This window comes from Ruegeria sp. K11 (genome assembly GCF_056531905.1).
In genome coordinates this window covers 485,987-502,690 of the sequence record NZ_JBQFMP010000001.1, presented here as the reverse complement: position 1 = coordinate 502,690, position 16,704 = coordinate 485,987, and the positions used below count along the sequence as shown (strand labels likewise).

Here is a 16,704-nt window from a genome sequence, read left to right as displayed (position 1 = left end):
CAAAAGGTTAATCCCAACAATGTCCGATCAGGTCGTCACTCGTTTTGCCCCCTCTCCTACCGGTTTCCTGCATATCGGCGGCGCGCGCACCGCATTGTTCAACTGGCTGTTCGCACGCGGTCGCGGCGGTAAGTTCCTGTTGCGGATCGAGGACACAGATCGCGAACGCTCTACCCCCGAAGCAACGGCAGCCATTCTAAAGGGCATGGCGTGGCTGGGCCTGGATCACGATGGAGATGTCGTCAGCCAGTTTGAAGGAGCCACCCGCCACGCCGAAGTGGCCCATCAGCTGCTGGCCGAAGGCAAAGCCTACAAGTGTTTTTCCACGCAGGATGAAATCGCATCCTTCCGGGAACAGGCCCGCGCAGAGAGTAAGTCCACCTTGTTCCGCAGTCCCTGGCGCGACGCGGATCCAGCGACCCTCCCGGATGCTCCTTACGTCGTTCGCATAAAAGCACCGCAAGATGGAACGACCATCATCCGCGATCAGGTGCAGGGCGATGTGAGTATCCGCAACGACCAATTGGATGATATGGTGTTGCTCCGCTCGGATGGGACACCGGTCTATATGCTGGCTGTGGTGGTGGACGACCACGATATGGGCGTGACCCATGTGATCCGTGGTGATGACCATCTGAACAATGCAGCGCGTCAGATGATGATCTATGAGGCGATGGGCTGGGATGTTCCGGTTTGGGCCCATATCCCACTGATTCACGGTCCGGACGGTAAGAAGCTGTCGAAGCGTCATGGCGCATTGGGCGCACAGGAATATCAGGCGATGGGGTATCCAGCCGCCGGTATGCGCAATTATCTGGCCCGCCTGGGTTGGAGCCATGGCGATGATGAGTTTTTCACAGATGAACAGGCTCGTTCCTGGTTCGATCTGGACGGAATCGGCAAAAGCCCCGCCCGCTTCGATCTGAAAAAACTGGAAAATCTATGCGGGCAGCACATTGCCATCTCAGATGATGCTGCACTGCGGCAAGAAATCGAAGAATATCGGGCTGCAGCCGGTTTGTCAGCCCTGACTGACACACAATCCGGTGATCTGGAGCGTGCGATGTATTGCCTCAAGGATCGGGCGCGCACATTCCCTGAACTCCTTGAAAAAGCGGAATTCGTTCTGACGTCGCGCCCCATTGAGCCCGATGAGAAGGCCGCGAAGGCGCTGGCCTCTGTATCCGACGGTATACTGAAAGAATTGACGCCGCATGTGCAAAATGCTAGCTGGACGCGGAACGAACTGGAGGATGCCCTGAATTCCTTTGCGGAATCCAAGGGCGTCAAGTTCGGCAAGCTGGCGGGGCCTTTGCGCGCCGCATTGGCAGGCCGGGCTGTTACACCTTCGGTTTTTGACATGATGCTGGTGCTGGGGCGGGAGGAAACCCTGGCCCGGCTTTCTGACGCAGCGGTTTGAACCAAAGTTTCATATTTGGGTAACCCTGCTCAGCTAACACCCGGACTGCGCGCCCGCGCGTCCGTTGGTCGCAACATCGGACAGCGAACCGGTTTGCGCATGAATGAGGAAGGGACACTATGACCGACAGCAATAAACCTGCCACTCTGACAGTCCATGGCGAAACCTACGAGTTGCCGATTCATTCACCAACTCTGGGCCCGGATGTAATCGACATCCGCAAGCTCTATGGCCAGGCTGGTGTGTTTACATATGATCCGGGCTTTACCTCGACTGCCAGCTGCGACAGCACAATCACCTTCATCGACGGTGAAAAAGGCGAGTTGCTGCATCGGGGATATCCAATTGATCAACTGGCCGAGAAGTCGCATTTCCTCGAAGTGTGCTACCTGCTGCTGTACGGAGAATTGCCGTCCGCATCCGTGCTGGAAAAGTTCGAAACCACGATCACCCGTCACACGATGCTGCATGAGCAGATGCAGTATTTCTATCGTGGTTTCCGCCGGGACGCGCATCCGATGGCCATCATGGTCGGCGTCGTGGGTGCCATGTCGGCCTTCTATCACGATTCGACCGATATCACCGATTCGCATCAGCGCGAGGTCGCTTCGCATCGCCTGATCGCCAAGATGCCGACCATTGCAGCCTGGGCTTACAAGTATCACACCGGTCAGCCATTCGTGTATCCGCGAAACGATCTGGATTATGCCTCCAACTTCCTGCGCATGTGTTTCAGCGTTCCGGCCGAGGAATATGAGGTCAATCCGATCCTCAGCCGCGCGATGGACCGCATCCTGACCCTGCATGCTGATCACGAACAGAACGCCTCGACCTCGACGGTGCGTCTGGCGTCGTCCTCGGGCGCAAACCCGTTCGCCTGTATCGCGGCCGGGATCGCCTGTTTGTGGGGACCGGCGCATGGCGGCGCCAATCAGGCCTGTCTGGAAATGCTGGAAGAGATCGGCTCGGTCGATCGCATCCCCGAATATATCGCTCGCGCCAAGGACAAGAACGATCCGTTCCGTCTGATGGGCTTTGGTCACCGCGTCTACAAGAACTTTGACCCACGCGCGAAGGTCATGAAACAGTCGGCTGACGAGGTTCTGGATCTTCTCGGGATTGAAGACAATCCAAAGCTGCAGGTCGCCAAGGCGTTGGAAAAGCAAGCGTTGGAAGATCCGTATTTTGCCGAGAAAAAGCTGTTCCCGAATGTGGACTTCTATTCAGGCATCATCCTCGAAGCGATGGGCTTTCCGACATCCATGTTCACACCGATCTTCGCGTTGTCGCGCACGGTTGGCTGGGTCAGTCAGTGGAAAGAGATGATTGCCGATCCACAGAACAAGATCGGCCGTCCGCGCCAGCTGTATCTGGGCGAGACCAACCGCGATTACGTGGACATCGAAAACCGCTAAGCCACTTCGGCTTGCCAATGAACCCCTGCCCCATGGCGGGGGTTTCCTTTTCAAAACAGGCTGAGTTGATCACCCGCCTGCGCTGGCCGACTGAACAGGTCACACCGCAGAGGCGGAGACTTCACGGCCAGATCAAGCCGTTTGACCGCTGCTCTGAAGCGTCGCGCGATCAGGTCGGCATAGACGCCCTCACCTCGCATTCGATGCCCCCAACGCGGGTCATAATCGCGGCCGCCATGCATGTCGCGCAAATGGCTCATGATCTTTTCCGCGCGATTTGGCTCGTTCCGTGCCAGCCAATCCTGCCAAAGCTCGGACACTTCGCGTGGCAGCCGCAGCATGATCCAGCTGGCCGCGTCTGCCCCCGCCTCTTTGCCTGCCTCCAGCAAACTTTCAAGTTCATGATCGGTCAGACCCGGAATAACCGGAGATGTCATGACGCGCACCGGAATGCCTGCCTGTGACAAGGTTTGGATGGTCTGCAACCGCCGTCTGGGCGAGGGCGCCCGAGGCTCCATCCGACGCGACAGACCAGCGTCCAGCGTTGTGAGTGAAATCCCGACCCGCACCAGTCCTTTCTGCGCCATCGGCGCCAGAATATCGATGTCACGCTCGACCAGCGCACCCTTGGTGACGATACCAATCGGATGGGAAAAAGCGCTAAGAACTTTAAGGCATTCCCTTGTTATACAACGTGTTTTCTCGACCGGCTGATAAGGATCGGTGTTGGTCCCCAGGGCCAGCGTCGCCACCTTGTAGCTGGCCCTGGACAATTCTTGCCGCAAGACCGCAGCCGCATTCGGCCGTGCGATCAGGCGGGTTTCGAAATCCAGCCCCGGCGACAACCCCAGATAGGCATGTGAGGGGCGCGCAAAACAATAGACGCACCCGTGCTCGCACCCGCGGTACGGATTGATCGAGCGGTCAAACGGCAGATCAGGCGACGTGTTATATGAGATCACGCTGCGCGCGACCTCCTCCCGTACTTCTGTTCTGAGCAGAGATAAGTCTTCGGGAATGTCCCAGCCATCCGCGTCGGCCACCGTCACGAACCGCTCGAACCGGCCCGCCGCGTTCGATGCCGAACCACGTGCGCGACTCCGGTTGTCCGTATATTTGTTCGCTTTTTGTTCCATTGCTCGACACTAATCCAGCCAACGCCGCCAAGCAAGCTTGGCCCGCGCTTCAGACCCGGAAAGCAAAGCGGCGACCATGGCAGCAACTCAGTTAAAATGAGACAAACGCACGATGTTCTTGCAAATTTTGATATCGCGAGGGCTCACATTTCCGCCTATAGGTCGGTCTCGGATCGACCTAGGTCGCAATCGTCACAGTAGACCTGCGACGAAATAGCCAAAACGGAAAAAATGCCACCACGGGCCGCGTGCCCGCACAGCTCAGGGAAACGCCCCATGTCCGACGAAGAAGACATCGTCCTGTCCGAACTGAATGACGACGAACTTGTCGAACAGATGTTCGATGACCTTTATGACGGCCTGAAAGAGGAAATCGAGGAAGGTGTGAACATCCTGCTGGAACGCGGGTGGATGCCTTACGACATTCTGACCAAGGCCCTCGTCGGTGGCATGACCATCGTGGGCCATGACTTCCGCGACGGCATCCTGTTCGTTCCCGAAGTGCTGCTGGCCGCCAACGCGATGAAAGGCGGCATGGCGATCCTGAAGCCCTTGCTGGCCGAAACCGGCGCGCCACGCGTCGGCAAAATGGTGATCGGCACCGTCAAGGGCGACATCCACGACATCGGCAAGAACCTCGTGTCGATGATGATGGAAGGCGCAGGTTTCGAAGTTGTCGATATCGGCATCAACAACCCTGTCGAGAACTATCTGGAAGCGCTGGAAAACGAAAAGCCGGACATTCTGGGCATGTCCGCCCTGCTAACCACCACCATGCCTTACATGAAAGTCGTGATCGACACGATGGTGGAACAAGGCCTGCGTGAAGAATACGTGGTTCTGGTTGGTGGCGCGCCGCTGAATGAAGAATTCGGCAAAGCCATTGGTGCCGACGGTTACTGCCGCGACGCCGCTGTGGCCGTGGAAATGGCCAAGGACTTCATGTCGCGCAAGCACAACTCGCTGGCCGGCTGAGCCACAGACCATGCTGTGAGACAGGCCGTCCTGCAAAGGGGCGGCCTTTTTCGTCAGAAGTGCGCGTACCTATATGAAGTCAGCCCGGAGGAGAGATCAGATGACCGATGCCCCCCTGCCAGATGATGAACGCCTGACACGCCAGGGCTACGCCACGCCACGCGCTGCCGAATCCATTCTTCTGATTGCCTGCGGGGCGTTGGCGCGCGAGATTCTGGATCTCAAGGCTCGCAATGGCTGGGATCATATTGCGCTGACCTGCCTTCCAGCCATTCTGCATGTACACCCCGAACGGATCACACAGGCCGTCGAAGACGCGGTGACCAAGCATCAAGGCAACTACGATCAGGTCTTTGTGGTCTATGCCGATTGCGGGACCGGAGGTTTGCTGCAACAGGCCTGTGATCGTCTTGAGGTCGAGATGATCAAGGGCCCGCATTGCTATTCATTCTTCGAGGGGAATACCTCATTCGCCGCGCAGGCCGAGGATGAGACCACCGCCTTTTACCTCACCGATTTTTTGGCGCGCCAGTTTGATGCTTTTGTCTGGAAACCGCTTGGGCTGGATCGCCACCCGGAATTGCGCGACATGTATTTCGGCAATTACACCAAACTGGTCTATCAGGCGCAAACCGACGACCCGGAGCTGACCAGGCGGGCGCAGGACTGCGCGGATCGGATGGGGTTGGCGTTTGAACGCAGGCTGACCGGTTATGGCGATCTGGCAGTGACCTTGTCCGATTGGGCAATGCGGACGTCCAACAACCCCAAAGCCTGACGATTACGCGTTTGCCAGCGCAACCTCACGGATACGCTCGACCATGGCGCGCAAGCCGTTTGAACGTTGCGCTGAAAGATGATCATTCAGCCCGAGACGCCCAAGTTCGCCCGCCGCGTCCACTTTCGAGACCTCAGCAACCGGCAGATCATTGTAAAGCGCTCGCAACACAGCAATCAGCCCTCGCACGATCATCGCATCGCTGTCGCCATCGAAGTGGAACTTACCCTGGTCGATAGTGGGATGAAGCCAAACCTGACTGGCGCAACCATGAACCTTGGTCGCGGGTACCTTGAATGCATCGTCCAGCGGCGACATCGCCTTTCCCTGCTCGATGACATGCCGATAGCGGTCTTCCCAATCCTCAAGGAATTCGAAATCTTCTACAATTTCTTCAAAGGCTGGCGTTGCCATGGCAGATGGGTCCTTCGAGCTGCGCGATCACAATTGTGACCTATGCCCGGCGCAAGCGCCTGTCCACCCCTATGCGTGGCTTTTCAACCGGTTGAATTTGCGTTAACCCCTTTCAGGTACCATTGCGTAAAATGTTGGGTCCATGCACAAATCACTCTCTGTTCTTTTGATCGCGACTATGACGCTTTCGGCCTGCAGCAGGTGGAGCGAATCGCGCGTGAATCCGTCCAACTGGTTTGGCAGCAGCACACCGGCCCCGGTCGATGTCTCGCCTGATGACGCCAACGCCCTTGTCCCACAGCAAAGCGAAGGGGTTGGCCTGTTCTCGCGCGGGGAAGAAGAAGACACCAGCGTTCCGATTGCCATGATTGACGAACTGCGGATTGATCCAACCCCAAATGGTGCGATCGTCTATGTCACTGGCACCGCAAGCCGTCAGGGGGCGTTCAACGCAAGACTGCAGCGCGTCGAATCTGAGGAAAACACCCAAAATGGCGTGATCGAGTATTCGTTCCGCGTTGAGTATCCCAGCTACGCCACGGCTCAGGGCAACGCCCGTAGCCGAATGGTGTCAGATGCGGTGAATCTCAGCCGCCAACAGCTGGCGGGTGTGCGATTGGTGCGAGTCACCGGCGCGCAAAACGCGCTGGAGTCCCGTCGCCGTTAAAGCAGGTCAAAGGTTGACGACGTTTACCGACTGCCCCTTGGCGGCCAGCGCGATTTTGCCATCACACAGTTTCAGCGCATCTTCGCCAAAAACCTCAAAGCGCCATCCCGACATTGCGGGCACCTCGCGCTCGCCCGCCGCGATTTGATCCAGTTCGGCGCTGGATGCGATCAGTTTGGCGGCAACGCCTGCGCTTTCGGTCTTGGACTTCAACAAAACACGCAGAAGATCGGCCAGGGCCGGATTGACCTTCAGCTTGTCGCGGCTGTTGTCCACCTTTGGCATCTGGTCGGGTGGGCAATTCACGCCGCGTTTAACCGCGGCCAGAATACCATCCGCAATCGCGCCTTTTCGCGCCTCGCGCAGCAGCAAACGCGATCCGCCAAGATCCGACGGAGATTTGGGCTTGATCGACGCCATCTCGATCAACGCATCATCCTTGAACACGCGATTGCGTGGAACGTTGTTTTCCTGGGCATACAACTCTCGGAATTGGGCAAGCTCGCGCACAACGGCCAGAAACTTGGACGAATTTGTCCGTGTCTTGACCCGTTTCCAGGCGTCCTGAGGGAGAATATCGTAGGTTTCGGGTCGCGTCAGAATACGCAATTCCTCGGCCACCCAATGGCTGCGTCGGGTTTTGTCCAGCTCGGAAGCAAGATGTTCATAGATTTTCCGCAGATGCGTCACATCCGCCAGCGCATATGTCTTTTGCGCGTCACTCAGCGGGCGGCGTGACCAGTCGGTAAATCGGGATGTCTTGTCTACCCCTTCCTTGCAGATCTTGCGCACAAGCGTTTCATAACCGACCTGCTCGCCGAAACCGCAGACCATTGCCGCGACCTGGGTGTCAAACAGCGGTGTCGGAAATACCCCGGCTTCGACCCAGAAAATCTCAAGATCCTGCCGCGCCGCGTGGAACACTTTGACCACGCTTTCATCACTGAACAGCGCATAAAGCGGATCAAGCGACATCCCATCGACCAAAGGATCAACCAGCACAGCGCTGTCCTTACCTTCGGACGGAACCGCCAACTGGATCAGGCAAAGCTTGGAGTAATAGGTCCGTTCCCTCAGAAACTCGGTGTCGACTGTGACATAGGGATACTGGGTGGCAGCCGCGCAGAAATCGGCCAACTCTTGCGTCGTCGTGAGGGTTTTCATGCGTTGGTGTATTCTTGCTTTTCGTTCTTGGTGACTGCCCGTCAATTCTTACTATCCCGAGCCTTAGTGCAAATCATAGGCCGAACAACAGGCAGCTGTAAATCACCCCGCACCCATCAGGGCAAAAGCACCGGTGTCCGCTTACCTTCGGCAAACCTGCGCAAAACCGCCGGATACAGGCGATGTTCCCACACCAGAACGCGGGCTGCCAAAGCTTCGGGCGTGTCATCCGGTTCAATATCCAAACGCGCCTGCCCCAGAATTGGCCCGTCATCCAGCGCAGCAGTGACCTCATGAACCGAGCATCCGTGCTGCGCATCCCCCGCCTCGATGGCGCGGGTGTGGGTGTTCAGACCCTTGTATTTCGGCAACAGTGAGGGGTGGATATTCAGCATCCGCCCCTGAAATCGCGAAACGAAATCTCCGGTCAGGACCCGCATGAAGCCCGCCAGGCAAACGATATCAGGTTGCGCAGCTTCCAGTGGTTTCAGCAATTCGGCCTCAAACGCCGCCCGGTCGCCTTTGAACGGACGATGATCGATGGCCGCCGTCGGGATGCCGCGTGCCGCCGCTTTTTTCAGCCCACCAGCCCGCGGGTCATTGGACAACACGAGACAGGGCCGCGCCGGATGGTCGCCGGTCATGCTCTCGACCAGCGACACCATGTTGGAGCCTCCACCCGAGATCAGAATGGCAACGCTCTTGTGACTCACAGCAACTTGCCTGCGTAGGCCACGCCAGGCTCGTCAGTCACAGTCCCAAGGCGCGCTACGGTCTCTCCGGACCCGGTCAGCAAAGCGGCCAACGCCTCGGCGCGGTCTTCGGCACAGACAACGATCATCCCGATGCCGCAGTTGAAAGTCTTGAGCATCTCAGCTTCGGCAATCCCGCCAGTCTCCGACATCCATCGGAATACGGGCGGCAATTCCCAGGCATTCAGGTCGATTTGGGCGCCCAGACCCTCAGGTAGAACGCGCGGCAAATTCTCGGTCAGACCGCCACCTGTGATATGAGCCAGCGCGTGCACGCCCCCAGCCCGGATCGCCTGCAGTGCTGGCCGTACATAAAGCCGCGTCGGCGTCAGCAGCGCATCCCCGAGCGTACCTCCGCCAAATGGAGAATCGGCGTCCCAGCCCAGCCCCGACATTTCGACCAGTTTACGCACCAGTGAATAGCCGTTGGAATGCACCCCGTTCGAAGCCAGCCCCAGCAAAACGTCGCCTTGCTGCACACCCTCGGGCAACGCCGTGCCGCGCTCCATCGCGCCGACCGAGAATCCGGCCAGATCGAAATCGCCATCCGGGTACATGCCCGGCATTTCAGCGGTTTCACCACCGATCAGCGCGCAGCCGGACTGAACGCAGCCTTCGGCAATGCTTTCAATGATCCGCGCAGCGGTGTCGGTATCCAGTTTTCCGGTGGCAAAATAATCCAGAAAGAACAGCGGTTCAGCCCCCTGACAGATCAGGTCATTGACGCACATGGCCACCAGATCGATGCCCACGCCATCGACCACACCTGTATCAATCGCAATCCGCAGCTTGGTGCCGACCCCGTCAGTTGCCCCCACCAGAACCGGGTCCCGATACCCGGCTGCCTTCAGATCAAACAAGGCTCCAAATCCGCCCAATCCGCTCATCACGCCGGAACGGTCGGTCCGCTTGGCCGCAGGCTTGATCCGGTCGACCAGAGCATTGCCCGCATCAATATCAACACCTGCATCTGCATAGGTGATTCCGTTCTTGCCCGCTGTCATGGCCAACCCTTCGTAATGCTGTCCCGCGCGGGTTAGTCGATTGTGCCGGTTCTTGCAACGGTCAGGCTTGACGCGAGCGTTCACCGTGATAGGCAAAGCCCTCAGGCGGGCCTGTAGCTCAATTGGTTAGAGCAGAGCGCTCATAACGCTTTGGTTGGGGGTTCGAGTCCCTCCGGGCCTACCATCACTTCCCCCAGACCGCTTCGGTAAGTGACAGAAACTCAACAGGATTGGCGACAGTGGACGCCGTTGTAAATCCTGATGGGCTGACATTCTTTTCGAGGGCCTTAAGTGGCATTCCCCAAGTCCAGATTTCACAACGCGCGGCTGATGAAACAACTTGGTCTCGGTATACGGCGATATCCGTGCCTGTGTTGAATTCATTCACAACCAGAATTTTCTCTCTGAATGGTCCAAATGGTACATACTTGGGATCGACAAATGTGGTTTGGTCAGATGTCACGGTCGCTCCTGTCCCGCTACCGGCCACCTTACCTCTGCTTCTTGTAGGGCTGACTGCCTTGGGTTTGGTTTCGCGTCGTCGCAAACCCAGTTGAGCCATCCGCAACGGTTGCAGCGACACCCGGCTTGGCGTCAAGTGGATCGACCAAGTAATCCGGGCCTGTTGCTGACACCGCGTAAGTACGGCGTTTATTCACTGATAACCGCCGTAAAGTCAGTTGTTCATTTCGCCTGATCGCTAGGCCCGATACTCCTTGATGAACTCACTGATATGGGCGGCCAGTTTGATCGCGAAATCATCTTCTTCTGCGGACGCCATGACAGGTGCGGCTTCACCACGCAGCTGATCCAGTTTGGCTTGCACCATCTCACGCAGGCGATCTCCGATTGCGATGGGATCGCCGGGTTTGACCATGCCGGGCAACCAGGTGATATCCCATTTGCCAGCCTGCGGTTTGTCATGTGTGATCGGGGCCTCGCAATGGGTAAAGACCGTTTTTCGATTCACATCAAAGCCATAGGTGTCCGCATATTCCGCGACCATCTGCGTGAAAGCCTCTAGCTGAACCGGCGTGATCGGATGGGAACCGGCAGAAAACGGGCTGTGCTGGGCACCTGCCATGGCCGCCATTGCCAAACCGATTGAGCCGGTGTTGAAGCCTTTGATATGCGCCGCATAATGTCCGTCGGACGTCGAATTATTCGCCTCGGGCAACTTGTCACCCTCAACTCTGTTTCCGTCACCTTCAACGATTTCATGATAATGCTTCCTGTCCGAAGCGCTGGCCCGATGTGAGCCGGCAGACCAGTGCATTACAATTCGTTTCAACGCCATAATTATACCCTCTTTCGAAATAAATGAGGGTATCATAGCACATTTTAACGATTTCGTGCACATTGGCCGTTTCCGGCACGATAATCAGCCAGGGTGATCGACAGCGCAATACATCAATTGTCGGTCTGCAAAGCACGTTTTCCAACTTGATGAAGTTACCGCGCCACAACGATATCGGCGCATAAACCACCCAAGCGCTCACTCTGGCCCAGCCTCAACACACCGCCATGGACCCGGGCAATATCTGCGACGATGGCCAGCCCCAAGCCCACCCCACTGCCCTTGTTCTGATTGCGCGCAGGGTCGAGACGGGTAAAGGGCTTGACGGCCTCGGTGCGCTGGTCCGGAGGAATGCCGGGCCCGTCATCCTCGACCCGGATACGCAGGGATTTGGGCGACAGGTTCAGGCTGACCTCTGCGCGGGTGCCATACCGCACGGCATTCCCGATCAGATTTTCAACCGCGCGGCGCATGGACATCGGGCGCAGCAGGGTCGAACCGGTGCCCTCGACCGTGCGCAACTCCACATTATGCCCTGCCCTTTTTGCGTCGCTGACGATTTGGCCCAACCAGGCATCGGGCTCAATTTCTTCGGGAACTCCTTCCGCGGCCCCCCGTGAAAACTCCAGAAACGCGTCCAACAAGGATTGCATCTCATCAACGTCTTTCAACAGCGGTGCGGCGTCGTCTTCGGGCAACAAAGACAACCCCAGTTTCAGCCGCGTCAGCGGTGTTCGCAAATCGTGACTGACGCCCGACAGCATCAGCGTGCGCTGTTCGATTTGCCGCTCGATCCGGGCCCGCATGTCGACAAACGCACTGCCCGCAGCGCGGACCTCGGTCGCGCCGCCCGGAGTGTAAGGCACAGTTCGCCCGCGCCCGAAAGCCTGCGCAGCATCCGCAAGGCGCGAGATCGGACGTAGCTGATTGCGCATATACAAGAACGAAATCGTCGTCATCAGCGCAGCAAAAAACACCATCGTCACGATCAACTGGTGCGGGGCGGTCGGGGACAAGCGCCGCCGGTCGAAGGACAATTCCAAAACGCCCAGATCGGTATCCAGATACAACTCGGCCACCTGGCTACTGGGTAACGAGATTTCCAGCAGTGACGGCAAAAGCGCCCGCATGTCCGTTTCAACCCGCGGGGCAATGAAATCGTACCAGCGACGGCGATCCGGAACGGGCATTTCACCAAACGGTAGGAACCGCGCCTGCATCTCAAGTGCAGACAGATCCATACGAAATGCGGCAAAGGCCTGTTGATGCGTTTCGGTGCCATCGATCGCGTCCAGTATCAACTCAACCTCGCGCGCAGCGGCACGGGTCATTTGCCCGGTTACATCTTCCAGGTGCTTTTGCAGAAAGGCGATCGACACGACCAACAAAACCACGATAACCGGCAACGCAAGGATCAGCGCCGCCCGGGTATACAAGCTGCGTGGCATATAAGGTTTGAGCCATTGGGTCGTCATGGTCTAAACCTAGCGGGCTGCCCAGCGAAGAGAAAGAGGACAGAATGCGGCCACCTGACGAATTCAACCCGACCCCGGGTGTGATTGTGGACCTGTCCGAAGGGATTCGGCGCATCGTGGCGCCCAACCCCTCGCCGATGACCTATCGCGGCACAAACACGTATCTTGTCGGCTCTAAAGAAATCGCCATCATCGATCCCGGCCCAATGAGCGACGAGCACCTCGAGGCGATCCTGAATGCTCTGGGCCCGGACCAGAACATCAGCCATATCTTTGTCACGCACAGCCATCTGGATCATTCGCCTCTTGCGGCTCCTCTATCGCAACGTACGGGCGCGCCGATACTGGCCTTTGGTGGTCCCGAGGCCGGCCGCAGTGATATCATGCATCAGTTGGCGCAAGACGGGCTGTCGGGCGGCGGCGAAGGTATAGATGTGGATTTCAAACCCGATATCGAGCTGAAGGACGGTCAGCGCATCACCACAGATGGCTGGGACTTCGAGGTCATCCACACACCTGGCCATTTGGGTAACCACATTGCCTTGGCCTGGGACGATGTCTGTTTCACCGCAGACCATGTCATGGGATGGGCGAGTTCTCTGGTGTCTCCGCCAGACGGAAATCTGACCGATTTTATGATGTCCTGCCGCAAGTTGCGCAAACGCCAGTGGTCCGTCTTTCATCCCGGCCACGGGGCCCCGGTCGCAGATCCCGCCACCCGGCTTGATTGGCTGATTCAGCACCGGCTGACCCGCGAAGCGCAGATTCTGGATGCACTGGCGCAAGGACCAGCCACCGCACAACGCCTTGCCCGCATGATCTACACCGACACGCCAAACGCGCTTTTGCCCGCGGCAGAGCGCAATGTTTTTGCCCATCTGATTGATTTGACCCGACGATCCAAAACAGCCGCCCTCGGCAAACTGTCGGATACGGTTACGTTTCACCGTCTTGACTGACCGTGAAAAAATCCATGCGGAATGCGGTTCCCCTCTGGACGCCGAAAATCCGGATTGTTATATGCCCCTCAGTTCCGGCGTAGCTCAGCGGTAGAGCAGTTGACTGTTAATCAATTGGTCGTAGGTTCGATCCCTACCGCCGGAGCCAAATCCACCAAAAAATCAACCTTACCGATCGCAAAAGCCATACTTCAGGCTCGGGCTTTCTGGTCCGTAGCTGGATTCGCCTCAAGGGCGGAACTGCCACAGTTTGATTTCTGATCCCGCAATTGCTTGCTGCGATCAGAAATGGAAAATAATAATCAAAAAATAGTCAATTTGATTGCGCCTAACGGCCGTCACTCCACGAGCAGGAAACACTTGGGTTATGGGCCGGGAATACGAAATCGGAATGTTGTGGGTCGAAGGACCGCTTAGCTACGTCGAAGTCCTTTGCGCGCAGTCTTTTCTGGACGCTGGTCATCACGTCAAGCTTTTTCACTACGAAGATGTTCAGAACGTTCCCGACGGCGTTGAACTCGTCCACGGCGATGAGGTCCTGAAAAGTGACAAATTAATCAAGCATGAGCGCACAGGCAGCTTGGCGCTGTTTTCTGACATATTTCGATACCATCTGCTTCAGAAGTATGACCGAATGATCTGGGCCGATCTGGACGCCTATTGCGTCAGACCATTTACTTCGGAAACCGGTCATTTCTTTGGATGGGAATCCGAATTCCACATCAACGGAGGTGTGCTGGGTCTTCCTTCTGACAGCGACGCATTGGGACAATTGCTTGAAATGTCCCGAGACGAATATGGCATCCCGGAATGGTACCCGCAACGAGATCAGGTCCGACTGAAAACACTTAAAGACCAAGGAACTCCCGTCCATGTCGGAGAGATGCCCTGGGGCGTTTGGGGGCCTCACGCGATCACGCATTACCTTGAAAAAACGGGTGAGTCTAAATATGCGCTGCCGATTGAAGCGCTCTACCCGATCAGTTTCAAAAACCGCCGCCACTTAATGCGGACGAAAATGGCGCGTAAAGTGGCGCGCGCTGTAACGGATGACACCTTTTCAGTGCATTTTTATGGGCGCAGGGTGCGGCAGTTTCTTGCAACGATCGGTGGCCTGCCTGAACCGGGCAGTTATCTGGAAACGCTTCTTAACAAACACAATATCGACACCGATGCAGCCCCCGTCTTTACCAGGCAGGAACGCGAAGAACAAAAAGCCGCCGAAATGGATAACTCAGCGTCGTAAACCGCTAAATCCCGGGCCCAGACACATCACTGATTTGGGTCACTCTCGGCCTTGAATCGATTAGTTAAAAAATGTCACCGTGCCCTCTGGACGGCGACAAATCCGGTTGCTATACGGCGCAAACCGTTCCGGCGTAGCTCAGCGGTAGAGCAGTTGACTGTTAATCAATTGGTCGTAGGTTCGATCCCTACCGCCGGAGCCAATCTTCTCATCCAAGGTCACCCCATCAGTGTGTCTTTGAAGTCGGCGCGCAATGTGCGCTTGAGAACTTTGCCTGTGGCATTCAAGGGCAACGCATCGACAAACACCACCTTGTCCGGCACCTGCCACTTGGCGATTTTTCCATCAAAGAAGGATAGCAGCTCCTGCTCGGAAGGGTCCTGACCTTCTGCTTTTACAGCGACCAGCAGCGGGCGTTCATCCCACTTCGGATGTGGAACACCCACCACAGCGGCCGTCGCCAGTTGCGGATGCGCCACGGCGATGTTTTCCAGCTCGACGGAACTGATCCACTCGCCGCCTGATTTGATGATGTCCTTGGACCGGTCGCGGATCGTCATATAGCCATCCGCGTCCACCGTGGCGACGTCACCTGTGGCGAACCAATCATCCTGCAGCAGGTCCTGATCCTGCATCTGAAAATAGCTGTCCAGAACCCATGGCCCTCTTACCATCAGGTCGCCCTGTGTCTCTCCGTCATGCGGCAGAGCCTTGCCGTCATCATCGACGATCTTCAGGTCGACACCAAAGGGAGGACGCCCCTGGCTTTCCCTCACTCGGTGCTGTTCGGCCAAGGGCAGGTCCAGGTGCTTTGCCAGCGGATAGTTTGCGGTGCCCAGAGGGCTCATTTCGCTCATCCCCCAGGCGTGCACGGTATCCACGCCATAGGTTTCACGGAAGGTTTCGATCATCGATGGCGGACAAGCCGCTCCGCCGATCACGGTGCGATCCAGACTGTCCAGTTTGCTGCCAGAACTTTCAGCAAACGCCAGCAGGCCTTGCCAGATGGTCGGAACCCCCATGGCCAGCGTCACGCCATAGGTGTCGATCAGCTTGACCAAAGCCTCACCATGCAAATCCGGCCCGGGCAGCACCATGCGCGATCCCGACATGGCACAGGCATAAGGCGATCCCCAGGCGTTCACGTGGAACATCGGCACCACCGGCATCACCACATCCATCGCAGAATACCCGATCACGTCGCGGGTATTGGACGCAAAGCTGTGCAACAAGGTCGAGCGGTGAGAATACAGCACGCCCTTCGGATGCCCGGTCGTACCCGAGGTGTAGCACAGGCTGGAAGCGATGTTTTCGTCGAAGCTGGGCCATTGGAAATCTGCGTCCCCGGTCTCGATCAGCGTGTCAAAAAACTGTACGCCCGGAATCTGCGCCGCAGCGTCCGCGTTATCGGGTCCCATGAGGACGAAGTGCTGAACCTCGGTCAGTGACTCCTGCAGTGCTGCAACCAGCGGGATGAAGGTCGCGTCAAAGAACAGCACCCGGTCCTTGGCGTGATTGATGATGTAGGTCAGCTGTTCGGGAAACAGGCGCGGATTTACAGTGTGGCAGACATAGCCCGCACCCGAGGTGGCATAATAAATCTCAAGATGTCGCCGGTTGTTCCAGGCCAGCGTTCCCACTCGATCCTGCGGCTCCAACCCCAATTTGGTGAGGGCCGAGGCCAGTTTGCGCGCGTTGCGCGCGATCCCGGACCAATTGGTTTCGGTAACCGTCCCGTCGGTTTCGACCGAGACAATCTCGGTCTGGCCGTGAAACCGATCCGCGTGTTCGATCAGCGACGAGATCAGCAGCGGCTGCGTCATCATCTGTCCCAGCATGGGTATCCTCCCTTGGTCGGCACCACTTCTGATCGGCGGTGCGCGTGATTGTCGTCAGCACACGGCCAAATGACCGCCGTGACGCTTTACGACATATTCTAGTTTCAAATCCTGCCAAGCAATCAATTGTCTGACAATAAAAGATTGCACTTTGCCGCCCCGCA

Annotated in this window: 17 protein-coding genes and 3 tRNA genes; 11 read left to right on the top strand and 9 right to left on the bottom strand. The window is 57.3% G+C overall.

Annotated features, from left to right (window positions below; genetic code table 11):
- Positions 1-19 precede the first annotated feature (19 nt).
- Both gltX and gltA read left to right on the top strand, forming a co-directional pair.
- A complete protein-coding gene (gltX, locus tag ACR0K4_RS02520; protein ID WP_480852676.1) occupies positions 20-1,420 on the top strand; it encodes a glutamate--tRNA ligase in 1,401 nt (466 codons plus the stop codon).
- A 119-nt stretch (positions 1,421-1,539) separates the two neighbouring features.
- Positions 1,540-2,835, top strand: coding sequence for a citrate synthase (gltA, locus tag ACR0K4_RS02515; protein WP_480515033.1), 1,296 nt, complete (start codon positions 1,540-1,542; stop codon positions 2,833-2,835).
- Positions 2,836-2,885: 50 nt separating this feature from the next.
- On the opposite strand, the gene ACR0K4_RS02510 is transcribed toward gltA, so the two are convergent.
- Positions 2,886-3,971: a PA0069 family radical SAM protein gene (locus ACR0K4_RS02510; protein WP_480852675.1), complete on the bottom strand. Its 1,086-nt coding sequence runs from the start codon at positions 3,969-3,971 to the stop codon at positions 2,886-2,888.
- Between the two features lie 276 nt (positions 3,972-4,247).
- Here ACR0K4_RS02510 and ACR0K4_RS02505 point away from each other — a divergent pair, with 276 nt between their 5' ends.
- Together ACR0K4_RS02505 and ACR0K4_RS02500 are read left to right on the top strand one after the other, a co-directional pair.
- Positions 4,248-4,946: a corrinoid protein gene (locus ACR0K4_RS02505; protein ID WP_480529751.1), complete on the top strand. Its 699-nt coding sequence runs from the start codon at positions 4,248-4,250 to the stop codon at positions 4,944-4,946.
- A gap of 100 nt (positions 4,947-5,046) precedes the next feature.
- Positions 5,047-5,724: a DUF1638 domain-containing protein gene (locus ACR0K4_RS02500; RefSeq protein ID WP_480852674.1), complete on the top strand. Its 678-nt coding sequence runs from the start codon at positions 5,047-5,049 to the stop codon at positions 5,722-5,724.
- Positions 5,725-5,727: 3 nt separating this feature from the next.
- Here ACR0K4_RS02500 and ACR0K4_RS02495 read toward each other — a convergent pair whose 3' ends face one another.
- On the bottom strand, positions 5,728-6,138 hold the full coding sequence (locus ACR0K4_RS02495) for a SufE family protein (protein ID WP_480515041.1): 411 nt from the start codon (positions 6,136-6,138) through the stop codon (positions 5,728-5,730).
- A 217-nt stretch (positions 6,139-6,355) separates the two neighbouring features.
- On the opposite strand from ACR0K4_RS02495, the gene ACR0K4_RS02490 reads away from it, so the two are divergent.
- Positions 6,356-6,805 carry a hypothetical protein gene (locus ACR0K4_RS02490; RefSeq protein ID WP_480515043.1) on the top strand — a complete coding sequence of 150 codons (450 nt, stop codon included), beginning with the start codon at positions 6,356-6,358 and terminating at the stop codon, positions 6,803-6,805.
- Positions 6,806-6,811: 6 nt separating this feature from the next.
- Here ACR0K4_RS02490 and rnd read toward each other — a convergent pair whose 3' ends face one another.
- The 3 genes from rnd to purM all read right to left on the bottom strand — a co-directional run bounded on the left by rnd (position 6,812) and on the right by purM (position 9,725).
- On the bottom strand, positions 6,812-7,969 hold the full coding sequence (gene rnd / locus ACR0K4_RS02485) for a ribonuclease D (RefSeq protein WP_480515044.1): 1,158 nt from the start codon (positions 7,967-7,969) through the stop codon (positions 6,812-6,814).
- 116 nt (positions 7,970-8,085) lie between these two features.
- Positions 8,086-8,682: a phosphoribosylglycinamide formyltransferase gene (gene purN, locus ACR0K4_RS02480; protein WP_480852673.1), complete on the bottom strand. Its 597-nt coding sequence runs from the start codon at positions 8,680-8,682 to the stop codon at positions 8,086-8,088.
- Positions 8,679-9,725, bottom strand: a complete 1,047-nt coding sequence (gene purM, locus ACR0K4_RS02475) for a phosphoribosylformylglycinamidine cyclo-ligase (RefSeq protein ID WP_480852672.1) — start codon at positions 9,723-9,725, stop codon at positions 8,679-8,681. Before purM ends, purN begins: the two co-directional genes overlap by 4 nt.
- Positions 9,726-9,832: 107 nt before the next feature.
- Between purM and ACR0K4_RS02470 the strand changes: the two genes are divergently transcribed.
- A tRNA-Ile gene (locus ACR0K4_RS02470) sits at positions 9,833-9,909 on the top strand.
- On the opposite strand, the gene ACR0K4_RS02465 is transcribed toward ACR0K4_RS02470, so the two are convergent.
- On the bottom strand, positions 9,910-10,188 hold the full coding sequence (locus ACR0K4_RS02465; RefSeq protein WP_480852716.1) for a hypothetical protein: 279 nt from the start codon (positions 10,186-10,188) through the stop codon (positions 9,910-9,912).
- On the opposite strand from ACR0K4_RS02465, the gene ACR0K4_RS02460 reads away from it, so the two are divergent.
- Positions 10,169-10,282, top strand: a complete 114-nt coding sequence (locus tag ACR0K4_RS02460) for a VPLPA-CTERM sorting domain-containing protein (RefSeq protein ID WP_480852714.1) — start codon at positions 10,169-10,171, stop codon at positions 10,280-10,282. The two genes, ACR0K4_RS02465 and ACR0K4_RS02460, sit on opposite strands and share 20 nt — an antisense overlap.
- 143 nt (positions 10,283-10,425) lie before the next feature.
- On the opposite strand, the gene ACR0K4_RS02455 is transcribed toward ACR0K4_RS02460, so the two are convergent.
- Positions 10,426-11,022: an N-acetylmuramoyl-L-alanine amidase gene (locus ACR0K4_RS02455; protein WP_480852671.1), complete on the bottom strand. Its 597-nt coding sequence runs from the start codon at positions 11,020-11,022 to the stop codon at positions 10,426-10,428.
- Positions 11,023-11,177: 155 nt separating this feature from the next.
- On the bottom strand, positions 11,178-12,497 hold the full coding sequence (locus tag ACR0K4_RS02450) for an ATP-binding protein (RefSeq protein ID WP_480852670.1): 1,320 nt from the start codon (positions 12,495-12,497) through the stop codon (positions 11,178-11,180).
- Positions 12,498-12,541: 44 nt separating this feature from the next.
- Here ACR0K4_RS02450 and ACR0K4_RS02445 point away from each other — a divergent pair, with 44 nt between their 5' ends.
- The 4 genes from ACR0K4_RS02445 (at position 12,542) to ACR0K4_RS02430 (ending at position 14,904) form a co-directional block, all read left to right on the top strand.
- Complete coding sequence (locus tag ACR0K4_RS02445; protein ID WP_480852669.1) at positions 12,542-13,456, top strand: MBL fold metallo-hydrolase; 915 nt, start codon at positions 12,542-12,544, stop codon at positions 13,454-13,456.
- Positions 13,457-13,529: 73 nt separating this feature from the next.
- Positions 13,530-13,604: transfer RNA gene (locus tag ACR0K4_RS02440), tRNA-Asn, on the top strand.
- A gap of 243 nt (positions 13,605-13,847) precedes the next feature.
- Positions 13,848-14,702 carry a glycosyltransferase family 32 protein gene (locus tag ACR0K4_RS02435; protein WP_480852668.1) on the top strand — a complete coding sequence of 285 codons (855 nt, stop codon included), beginning with the start codon at positions 13,848-13,850 and terminating at the stop codon, positions 14,700-14,702.
- Positions 14,703-14,829: 127 nt separating this feature from the next.
- Positions 14,830-14,904, top strand: a tRNA-Asn gene (locus ACR0K4_RS02430).
- A 16-nt stretch (positions 14,905-14,920) separates the two neighbouring features.
- Here ACR0K4_RS02430 and ACR0K4_RS02425 read toward each other — a convergent pair.
- Positions 14,921-16,540, bottom strand: a complete 1,620-nt coding sequence (locus ACR0K4_RS02425) for a long-chain-fatty-acid--CoA ligase (protein WP_480852667.1) — start codon at positions 16,538-16,540, stop codon at positions 14,921-14,923.
- Between the last annotated feature and the right edge of the window lie 164 nt (positions 16,541-16,704).

What these genes read in the sequence shown, in the direction of transcription:
- gltX (WP_480852676.1), top strand. Translation starts at nt 20, where the DNA reads ATGTCCGATCAGGTCGTCACTCGTTTTGCCCCCTCTCCTACCGGTTTC.
- gltA (WP_480515033.1), top strand. Translation starts at nt 1,540, where the DNA reads ATGACCGACAGCAATAAACCTGCCACTCTGACAGTCCATGGCGAAACC.
- ACR0K4_RS02510 (WP_480852675.1), bottom strand. Translation starts at nt 3,971, where the DNA reads ATGGAACAAAAAGCGAACAAATATACGGACAACCGGAGTCGCGCACGT.
- ACR0K4_RS02505 (WP_480529751.1), top strand. Translation starts at nt 4,248, where the DNA reads ATGTCCGACGAAGAAGACATCGTCCTGTCCGAACTGAATGACGACGAA.
- ACR0K4_RS02500 (WP_480852674.1), top strand. Translation starts at nt 5,047, where the DNA reads ATGACCGATGCCCCCCTGCCAGATGATGAACGCCTGACACGCCAGGGC.
- ACR0K4_RS02495 (WP_480515041.1), bottom strand. Translation starts at nt 6,138, where the DNA reads ATGGCAACGCCAGCCTTTGAAGAAATTGTAGAAGATTTCGAATTCCTT.
- rnd (WP_480515044.1), bottom strand. Translation starts at nt 7,969, where the DNA reads ATGAAAACCCTCACGACGACGCAAGAGTTGGCCGATTTCTGCGCGGCT.
- purM (WP_480852672.1), bottom strand. Translation starts at nt 9,725, where the DNA reads ATGACAGCGGGCAAGAACGGAATCACCTATGCAGATGCAGGTGTTGAT.
- ACR0K4_RS02455 (WP_480852671.1), bottom strand. Translation starts at nt 11,022, where the DNA reads ATGGCGTTGAAACGAATTGTAATGCACTGGTCTGCCGGCTCACATCGG.
- ACR0K4_RS02450 (WP_480852670.1), bottom strand. Translation starts at nt 12,497, where the DNA reads ATGACGACCCAATGGCTCAAACCTTATATGCCACGCAGCTTGTATACC.
- ACR0K4_RS02445 (WP_480852669.1), top strand. Translation starts at nt 12,542, where the DNA reads ATGCGGCCACCTGACGAATTCAACCCGACCCCGGGTGTGATTGTGGAC.
- ACR0K4_RS02435 (WP_480852668.1), top strand. Translation starts at nt 13,848, where the DNA reads ATGTTGTGGGTCGAAGGACCGCTTAGCTACGTCGAAGTCCTTTGCGCG.
- ACR0K4_RS02425 (WP_480852667.1), bottom strand. Translation starts at nt 16,540, where the DNA reads ATGCTGGGACAGATGATGACGCAGCCGCTGCTGATCTCGTCGCTGATC.